We start from the raw sequence: 8,580 nt of genomic DNA on the forward strand, positions 1-8,580 counted from the left end.
TGTCAAGATGCAGTCGGGCATGCGCCCGCTGGTGGTGGCGATCGATCCCGGCCACGGCGGCCAGGACCCGGGCGCCGTGGGGCCGACCGGCAAGCGCGAAAAAGACATCACGCTGGCGGTGGCGCGTGAGCTGGCACGCCAGGTCAATGCGACCCCGGGCCTGAAGGCGTTCCTGACCCGCGATACCGACGTGTTCATTCCGCTGCCGATGCGCGCGCAGAAGGCACGTTCGGCCAAGGCCGACATCTTCATCTCGATCCACGCCGATGCCGCGGAAAACCGCGCGGCGACGGGTTCGTCGGTATACGTGCTGTCGACCAAGGGCGCGTCGTCGCAGCGTGCGCGCTGGCTGGCGGACAAGGAAAACGCGGCCGACCTGGTCGGTGGCGTGCGCCTGCAGCAGACGGAGGGCACGCTGGCCAATGTGTTGCTGGACCTGGCCCAGAGCGGTTACATGAAGGCCTCGGAAGACGCGGCCGGGCATGTGCTGGGCGGGCTGAAGCGGATCGGCAAGAACCACAAGCCGGCGATTGAGCGGGCCAACTTCGCGGTGCTGCGCACCTCGGACATGCCGGCGATGCTGGTGGAAACGGCCTTCATCTCCAACCCGGACGAGGAGCGCCGGCTGATGGACCCGGCCTACCAGCGCCAGATCGCTGGTGCGGTGTTGGATGGCGTACATACGTTCTTCAGCCGCCAACCGCCACCAGGCACGCTCTACGCGGCCCGCGCCCAGGCCGAGATAGACGCCGCCAGCACGGTCGCCGGCGGTAGCAAATAAAAACCCGCTTCGGCGGGTTTTTTTGTGGCGTCTGCCCGGCCCCGACGCACCCACTGGGGGCCCATGGTTGATTGATCCGGGTATCCGGACGTTACGTAACGGTCCGTAGCCCCGGCCGTTGGCCGGACACCGCGCGCAGCGCGGCCCAAGCGTCCGGAGCTCGACCTGCTCTCGATGGCGGCCATGCATCCGGGTGTAAACCCGAAACGAAACCGCGTATCAGGCGTCATGAACGCCTGACGGGCGTCTTCGGAACGCGTAAACGCCGGGGGGAAGGCCGCAACCGATGAATCGTCGGCTCCGGACGCTTGGGCCGCGCTGCGCGCGGTGTCCGGCCAACGGCCGGGGCTACGAATTTTTACGGGCCCATGGGGATCGGGATCAATCGACCATGGGCCCATTGGCCAATCGATATCGGAATCCATCCCCACGATCCGGATATCATTCCCGCATGACCATCCGCCAGCTTCCCGAAATCCTCATCAACCAGATCGCCGCGGGCGAAGTCGTTGAACGCCCGGCGTCGGTGGTCAAGGAACTGGTGGAAAACGCGCTCGACGCCGGCGCGACCCGCGTGGATATCGACCTGGAAGAGGGTGGGGTGCGGTTGATCCGCATCCGTGACGACGGTGGTGGTATCGCGCCGGAAGAACTGCCGCTGGCGGTGTCGCGGCATGCCACCAGCAAGATTGCCAGTCTGGATGACCTGGAAGCGGTGGCCACGCTGGGCTTCCGTGGCGAGGCGCTGCCGTCGATCGCGTCGGTGAGCCGGTTTACCTTGGCCTCGCGCCGACGCGGTGACGAGCATGGCTCGGCGCTGCAGATCGAAGGCGGCAAGCTGGGCGAAGTCACCCCGCGCGCGCATGCACCGGGCACCACGGTGGAAGTGCGCGAGCTGTTCTACAACGTGCCGGCTCGCCGCAAATTCCTGCGCGCCGAGCGGACCGAACTGGGCCATATCGAAGAATGGCTGCGTTCGCTGGCGCTGGCGCGGCCGGACGTGGAGCTGCGCGTGTCGCACAACGGCAAGCCGTCGCGGCGCTACAAGCCGGGTGATCTGTATTCCGATGCGCGGCTGGGCGAAACGCTGGGCGAAGACTTCGCCACCCAGGCCATGCGCGTGGACCACAGCGGTGCCGGGCTGCGCCTGCATGGCTGGATCGCGCAGCCGCATTATTCACGCGCCAGCACCGACCAGCAGTATCTGTACGTCAACGGTCGTTCGGTGCGCGACCGCAGCGTGGCCCATGCGGTGAAGATGGCCTACGGCGATGTGCTGTTCCATGGCCGCCAGCCCGCGTACGTGCTGTTCCTGGAGCTGGACCCGACCCGGGTGGACGTCAACGTGCACCCGGCCAAGCACGAAGTGCGTTTCCGCGATTCGAGGTTGATCCATGACTTCGTCTACCGCACGTTGAAGGAAGCGCTGGCCGAAACCCGTGCGGGCATGACCGCGACGGGGGCGGGCAGCGAGGGCGTCGCCGAGGCTGCCGCGCCTGCCTACGCCAGTGCGGCGGCCGGCACGGGCTACGCGTTGGCGGGCGGTGGCGGTGGTGGCATGGGCAACACGGCCTGGCGCCCGCAGCAGTCGCCGCTGGGCCTGCGCGTGGCCGATGCCCCGTCGGCCTATGCAGCGCTGTACGGGCGCCCGGCCGGCAGCGATGCCGCGCTGCCGCCGATGCCCAGCGAGCAGGGCCTGCCGGTCACTGCGGCCGACAGTGGCGTGCCGCCGCTGGGCTATGCGGTGGCGCAGCTGCACGGCATCTACATCCTGGCCGAGAATGCCGAAGGCCTGATCGTGGTGGACATGCATGCCGCCCACGAGCGGATCGGCTATGAGCGGCTGAAGACCGCGCACGATGCCACCGGCCTGCATGCGCAGCCGCTGCTGGTGCCGATCACCCTGGCAGTGGGCGAGCGCGATGCCGATACCGCCGAGCGCGAAGCCGATACGCTGACCGCGCTGGGGTTCGAGATCACCCGGTCCGGTCCCGGTTCGCTGCATGTGCGCAGCATTCCCGCGCTGCTGGCCAACGCCGAGCCGGAAGGGCTGCTGCGCGATGTGCTCACCGACCTGCGCGAACACGGCCAGAGCCGGCGCATCGCCAGTGCGCGCGACGAACTGTTGTCGACCATGGCGTGCCACGGGGCGGTGCGCGCCAACCGTCGGCTGACCCTGCCGGAAATGAACGCGCTGCTGCGCGACATGGAAATTACCGAGCGGTCCGGCCAATGCAACCACGGCCGGCCCACCTGGGCCCGTTTTTCACTGGCGGAAATCGACCGCTGGTTCCTGCGCGGACGTTGAAGGGGAGCACGATGCGTACTTGGGGATGGGGACTCGGCGCGGCAGTGCTGGCGCTGGGCCTGGCAGGGTGTGGCGATAAAGAAGCCGCGCCGGCGCCGGCGGCGGTGGATCCGGCATTCGCCGCCGAACAGCAGCAATGGCGACAGCAGCGCTACACCGAGTTGCACGCGCCCGATGGCTGGACCAGCCTGGTCGGCCTGCACTGGCTTGAGCACAAGGCGCACTACATCGGCAGCGGCCCCGGCAGCGGCATCCGCCTGGCCGTGGGCCCGGCCAAGCTGGGCATGGTGGCGCACCGTGGCGACGTACTCACCTTCACCCCCGAGCGCGGCACGGCACTGACCGTGGACGGCAAGCCGCTCACCGGGCCGATCCGTTTCCAGAGCGACCGCGATCCGACGCCTACGCTTATCGGCTTCGATGATGGCAAGGGCCAGCTCAGCCTGATCCACCGTGGTGAGCGCTACGCGCTGCGGGTCAAGCATGCCGACGCCTATTCGCGCACCGGCTTCACTGGCCTGAACTACTGGCCGGGTGGTCCGGACTGGCGCATCAGCGCGCGGTTTGTTCCGCACCCGGCCGGCAAGACCCTGCCGATCGTGGACATCACCGGCCTCACCACCGAGATGCCGAATTCGGGTGCACTGGAATTCGAGCGCGATGGAAAGACCTGGCGGCTGGAAGCGCTGGGTGAGCCGGGGCGCGAGCTGTTCGTGATCTTCGGCGACCGCACCAGCGGCCATGGCAGTTACCCGGCTGGCCGCTACCTGGACCTGCCCGCACCGGATGCGAGCGGCAAGGTGGTGATTGATTTCAACCACGCCTACAACCCGCCGTGTGCGTTCACGCCGTTCGCCACGTGCCCACTGACCCCGCCGGAAAACCGCCTGGACCTGAAGGTCGAAGCCGGTGAGCAGGCCTATCACACACCCCAGGGAGGGGTTTGAGCATGACGATGCTGAAGCGACTGGCGGCCCCGCTGCTGCTGGCGACCAGCCTGCTGCTGGGCAGCGCAACCACGATGGCCGCCGCGCCGGCGGCAAAATCCACCGCGCCGGTGCCGCTGCTGTGGAAGGTGACCGGCCCGGGCGACAGCCGGGTGTACCTGCTGGGCTCGTTCCATCTGCTGCGTGCCGACGATTATCCGCTGGCGGCAGACGTGGACCAGGCCTTCGCGGCGTCCAAGCGCGTGGTGTTCGAACTCTCGCCGCAGGACATGCAGTCGCCGGACCTGACCCGCAAGATGCTGCAGGCGGCGATGCGCACCGATGGCAGCGAACTCAGGCGTGACCTGGACGACGCTACCTGGACCAAGCTGCAGGCCTACGCGCGCGACAACAACCTGCCGCTGGCACAGTTGCAGGGCATGAAGCCGTGGTTCGTCGGGCTGACCATCACGCTGTCGCAGTTCGCCAAGATGGGCCTGGACCCGGCGCTGGGGCTGGATCGGCATTTCATGACGCGCGCCGCCGATGCGGGCAAGCCGACCAGCGGCCTGGAAGACATCGATACGCAGGTGGCGGTGCTCTCCGGCATGTCCGCGCAGGAGCAGCAGCAGATGGTGGCCGAGGCGCTGGACCAGGCCAGCGAGGCCGATGCGATGGGTCGCAAGCTGCACGATGCCTGGCGCCGTGGCGACGACAAGCTGCTGTGGACCTCGATGGCCGCGGAAATGCGCGGCGAGTACCCGCAGCTGTACAAGCGCATCAATACCGACCGCAACAATGCGTGGGTACCCAAGCTGGAGCAGCAGCTCAAGGCCGGGCAGGGCGGCACACTGGTGGTGGTGGGCTCGCTGCACCTGCTGGGCGATGATGGCGTCGTCGAAAAGCTGCGCGCCAAGGGCTACCAGGTGGAGCGGATCTGCACCGGCTGTGCCAAACCCAAGCGCTGATTTCCAGGGGGCGCAAATGAAAAAGGCGCGGCCGTGAGGCTGCGCCTTTTTTCATGCGGCCCGGCGCTGCCGGGCGAAGCAGTCAACGGCGGGTCTTGCCGGCCGTGGGGGCTTCGGGCTTGCCGGTGCCCGTACCGGTGCCGGTCTGGGTACCCGGCGGACGCGGGCCGAAGCCGCCGCCCATGTTGCGCTGGAAGTCCTGCCAAAGCTCCAGGTTGCGTTCGGTGAGCTGGTTCATCATCGCCCACGGGGTCTGGCCGAGCAGGTTGCCCATCTGCTGACGGAACTGCTGCTGCTGGTCCAGGAAGACCTGCATGCTGCGCTCCAGGTAGTTGCCCATGAAGCCCTGCAGCGAATCGCCATAGAACCGGATCAGCTGGCTGAGCAGCTGGGTGGAGAGCATGGGCTCACCGTCCTGTTCCTGGTCGGCGATGATCTGCAGCAACACTGAACGGGTCAGGTCGTCGCCGCTCTTGGCGTCGCGGACTTCGAAGTCCTCGCCGTCCAGGATGAGCTGGCGCACGTCCTCAATGGTGATGTAACTGGAAATCTCGGTGTCGTAGAGACGGCGGTTGGGATACTTCTTGATGATGCGGTTCGCAGCCATGAAGCAATCACTCGTCAGCGTAAGGGCGAAGCATGGCGCAGCGCAGCAGGCGTTGCAACCTCCTTTGGTCATTTGGTGGCGTTCTTCATGCTGCGCAGCATGGGTGCAGCATTCCGGGGTATTCGCAACGCCTGCTGCGCTTGCCCACGTTTTGCTGCGCAAAACGTGGGCCCCGGCGGCATGCCTCCTATTCCCCGCGCCTTCGGCGCGCCCCCTTTAACAAAAGGGGGCTCCTCCTGCGGTGGGCGGGCGGGTGAAGTGCAGCATTTTTTTTGGCGCTATGCCGGTGGCGCCGGCCGTTGGGCGGTCTTGGAACCTGTGGAGGGGTAACGGTGTAAGCGTTACCAGCCCATGTGGTGGCCGCCGTTGATGTCGAGGTTGGAGCCGGTGATCCAGGCGGCTTCTTCGGCGACCAGGAAGGCGACGGCGTAGGCGATTTCCTCGGGCTTGCCGAGGCGGCCGGTGGGGATGTCGGCGATGATCTTGGCGCGCACTTCGTCGGGCACGGCCATCACCATGTCGGTGGCGACGTAGCCGGGCGAGATGGTGTTGACGGTGATGCCGAAGCCGGCATTTTCGCGCGCCAGCGAGATGGTGAAGCCGTGCATGCCGGCCTTGGCGGCGGCGTAGTTGGCCTGGCCGTACTGGCCCTTCAGGCCGTTGATCGAGCTGATCTGGATCACCCGGCCCCAGCCGCGGCGGCGCATGCCTTCAATGACCGGGCGGGTGACGTTGAACACCGAATTGAGGTTGGTGTTGATCACGTCGTGCCACTGGTCGGCGCGCATGCGGTGGAAGGTGGTGTCGCGGGTGATGCCGGCGTTGTTGACCAGGATCTCGACCGGGCCCAGTGCGGCTTCCACCGCGTGCACCATCTGTTCGGCGGTATCCGGATCGGAGACGTCGCCGGGGAAAATCGCCACGTCGCAGCCGCGCGCCAGCATCTTCTCGCGCCAGGCCAGGGCCTTGGCTTCGTCGCGGTAGTTGGTGGCAACCCGATGGCCCTGGTCGGCCAGACGTTGGCAGATGGCGGAACCGATACCGCCGGTACCACCGGTGACCAGTGCGACGCGAGATGTCATGAGCAGCTACTCCGGGGCCAACAGGGGGGACAGCGATTCTGCAACATCGCGGCGGAAAATGGGCGGCTCAGCAGGCGTCGGCGTCAAGGCGGATGTCACCCGGTGGCAATCGCGCCGGGTCGAAGTCGGCAACGGCCCGTTCGAGGAGCTCGGCAACGCTGCGGGTGCCCAGCAGGCATGCAGGATCCTGGCCAAGCTGCGCCCAGGCCTGCTGCAGGGCGGGCAGGGGACGATGGGCATCGACCGGGCGCGCGGCGGCGGATTTGGACAGTTTGAGCCCGTCCGGCTCCAGCAGCAGTGGCAGGTGCAGGTAGCGCGGGGTGGGCAGCCCCAGTGCCTGCTGCAGCAGGATCTGGCGCGGCGTGGAATCGAGCAGGTCAGCGCCGCGGACCACGTCAGTGATGGCCTGGTCGCTGTCGTCGACCACCACGGCCAGCTGGTAGGCCCAGTAGCCGTCCGCCCGGCGCAGCACGAAATCGCCGACTTCGGCATGCACGTCCTGGCGGATCCGGCCGCGCAGGCCGTCGTCGAACGCGACCACGCTGCCTGGCGGCACGCGCAGGCGGATGGCCGGTCGGGCGCGTTCAGTACGTGCCACGCAGTAATGATGAATACCCTGCTGGTCGGCCAGTTCGGTACGGCTGCAGTGGCAGGCAAAAGCCTTGTCCTCGGCCAGCAGGCGGTCCAGCGCGGCCTGGTAGAGGGTGTCGCGCTCGCTCTGGTGGACGATGGCGTCATCGCTGCCCAGGCCGAAGGCGGCCAGGGCGGCCAGTTGCTGGTCGATGGCGCCAGGCACGGTGCGGGGCGGGTCGACGTCTTCGACCCGGACCAGCCACTGGCCACGGGCGTGGCGCGCCAGCAGCCAGCTGCCGAAGGCGGCGAGCAGCGAGCCGGCGTGGAGGGGGCCGGTGGGCGAGGGGGCGAAGCGCCCGCGGTAGGCAGTCATGGACATGAACTATGAATCGTCGGTCAGGTTGCGACTTGAATTCAACATGAAGTCCCCGCAGATTTGCAGCAACACCCACCTAGAAAGCGTCCTTTCCCCATGTTCAGTCGTATTGCCCTGTTCCTCGCGACCAACTTCGCCGTGTTGATCCTGGCAGGCTTCGTAATGCGCCTGGCCGGTATCGATCCGGCAAGCATGAGCGGCCTGCTGGTAGTTGCGGCCATCTTCGGCTTCGGCGGGTCGCTGATCTCGCTGCTGCTGTCCAAGTGGATGGCCAAGCGTTCCACCGGCGCGGTAGTGATCACCGAGCCGCGCAACCAGACCGAGCGCTGGCTGCTGGCCACGGTGGAGCGCCAGGCGCGCGAAGCCGGTATCGGCATGCCGGAAGTGGCGGTCTATGACGGCCCGGAAATCAACGCGTTCGCGACCGGTGCCAACCGCAACAACGCGCTGGTGGCGGTCTCCACGGGCCTGCTGCAGAACATGAGCGAGGACGAGGCCGAGGCGGTACTGGGCCATGAAATCGCGCACGTGGCCAACGGTGACATGATCACCATGGCGCTGCTGCAGGGCGTGCTCAACACGTTCGTGATCGTGCTGGCACGCGTGGTCGGCGGCATCATCGACAGTGCGCTGTCGGGCAACCGCGAAGGCGGCGGCCGCGGCTTTGCCTACTTCATCATCGTGTTCGTGCTGGAAATGGTGTTCGGCCTGTTCGCGACCATGATTGCCATGTGGTTCTCGCGCCATCGCGAGTTCCGCGCCGACGCCGGAGGTGCGCACCTGGCCGGCCGCCAAAAGATGATCGCCGCACTGGAGCGCCTGAAGCTCAATCACGGCCAGAGCACCCTTCCGACCCAGATCGCCGCGTTCGGCATCGCCGGCGCCACCGCCAAGAAGCTGTTCCTGAGCCACCCGCCGCTGGAAGAGCGCATTGCCGCGCTGAAGGCCGCGAGCAACAA

Annotated in this window: 8 protein-coding genes; 5 read left to right on the top strand and 3 right to left on the bottom strand. The window is 67.2% G+C overall.

Annotated features, from left to right (window positions below; genetic code table 11):
* The 4 genes from ACQG3P_RS18740 to ACQG3P_RS18755 form a co-directional block, all read left to right on the top strand.
* On the top strand, nucleotides 1-781 hold a 781-nt coding region (locus ACQG3P_RS18740; RefSeq protein WP_426805873.1), incomplete at its 5' end, for an N-acetylmuramoyl-L-alanine amidase.
* Nucleotides 782-1,232: 451 nt separating this feature from the next.
* Nucleotides 1,233-3,089 carry a DNA mismatch repair endonuclease MutL gene (mutL, locus tag ACQG3P_RS18745; RefSeq protein ID WP_426805874.1) on the top strand — a complete coding sequence of 619 codons (1,857 nt, stop codon included), beginning with the start codon at nucleotides 1,233-1,235 and terminating at the stop codon, nucleotides 3,087-3,089.
* A gap of 11 nt (nucleotides 3,090-3,100) precedes the next feature.
* On the top strand, nucleotides 3,101-4,036 hold the full coding sequence (locus ACQG3P_RS18750) for a DUF1684 domain-containing protein (RefSeq protein ID WP_426805875.1): 936 nt from the start codon (nucleotides 3,101-3,103) through the stop codon (nucleotides 4,034-4,036).
* A 2-nt stretch (nucleotides 4,037-4,038) separates the two neighbouring features.
* Nucleotides 4,039-4,983, top strand: coding sequence for a TraB/GumN family protein (locus ACQG3P_RS18755; RefSeq protein WP_426805876.1), 945 nt, complete (start codon nucleotides 4,039-4,041; stop codon nucleotides 4,981-4,983).
* An 82-nt stretch (nucleotides 4,984-5,065) separates the two neighbouring features.
* Here ACQG3P_RS18755 and phaR read toward each other — a convergent pair whose 3' ends face one another.
* The 3 genes from phaR to gluQRS all read right to left on the bottom strand — a co-directional run bounded on the left by phaR (nucleotide 5,066) and on the right by gluQRS (nucleotide 7,624).
* Complete coding sequence (phaR, locus tag ACQG3P_RS18760; RefSeq protein ID WP_068853272.1) at nucleotides 5,066-5,590, bottom strand: polyhydroxyalkanoate synthesis repressor PhaR; 525 nt, start codon at nucleotides 5,588-5,590, stop codon at nucleotides 5,066-5,068.
* Between the two features lie 341 nt (nucleotides 5,591-5,931).
* Nucleotides 5,932-6,672: a beta-ketoacyl-ACP reductase gene (locus ACQG3P_RS18765; RefSeq protein ID WP_068853270.1), complete on the bottom strand. Its 741-nt coding sequence runs from the start codon at nucleotides 6,670-6,672 to the stop codon at nucleotides 5,932-5,934.
* 67 nt (nucleotides 6,673-6,739) lie between these two features.
* Nucleotides 6,740-7,624: a tRNA glutamyl-Q(34) synthetase GluQRS gene (gene gluQRS, locus ACQG3P_RS18770; RefSeq protein ID WP_426805877.1), complete on the bottom strand. Its 885-nt coding sequence runs from the start codon at nucleotides 7,622-7,624 to the stop codon at nucleotides 6,740-6,742.
* 93 nt (nucleotides 7,625-7,717) lie between these two features.
* Here gluQRS and htpX point away from each other — a divergent pair.
* Nucleotides 7,718-8,580, top strand: an 863-nt coding sequence (htpX, locus tag ACQG3P_RS18775) for a protease HtpX (RefSeq protein ID WP_426805878.1), incomplete at its 3' end; no start/stop codon positions are given.

This window comes from Stenotrophomonas sp. SrG (genome assembly GCF_050031795.1).
Taxonomy (GTDB): domain Bacteria; phylum Pseudomonadota; class Gammaproteobacteria; order Xanthomonadales; family Xanthomonadaceae; genus Stenotrophomonas; species Stenotrophomonas rhizophila_A.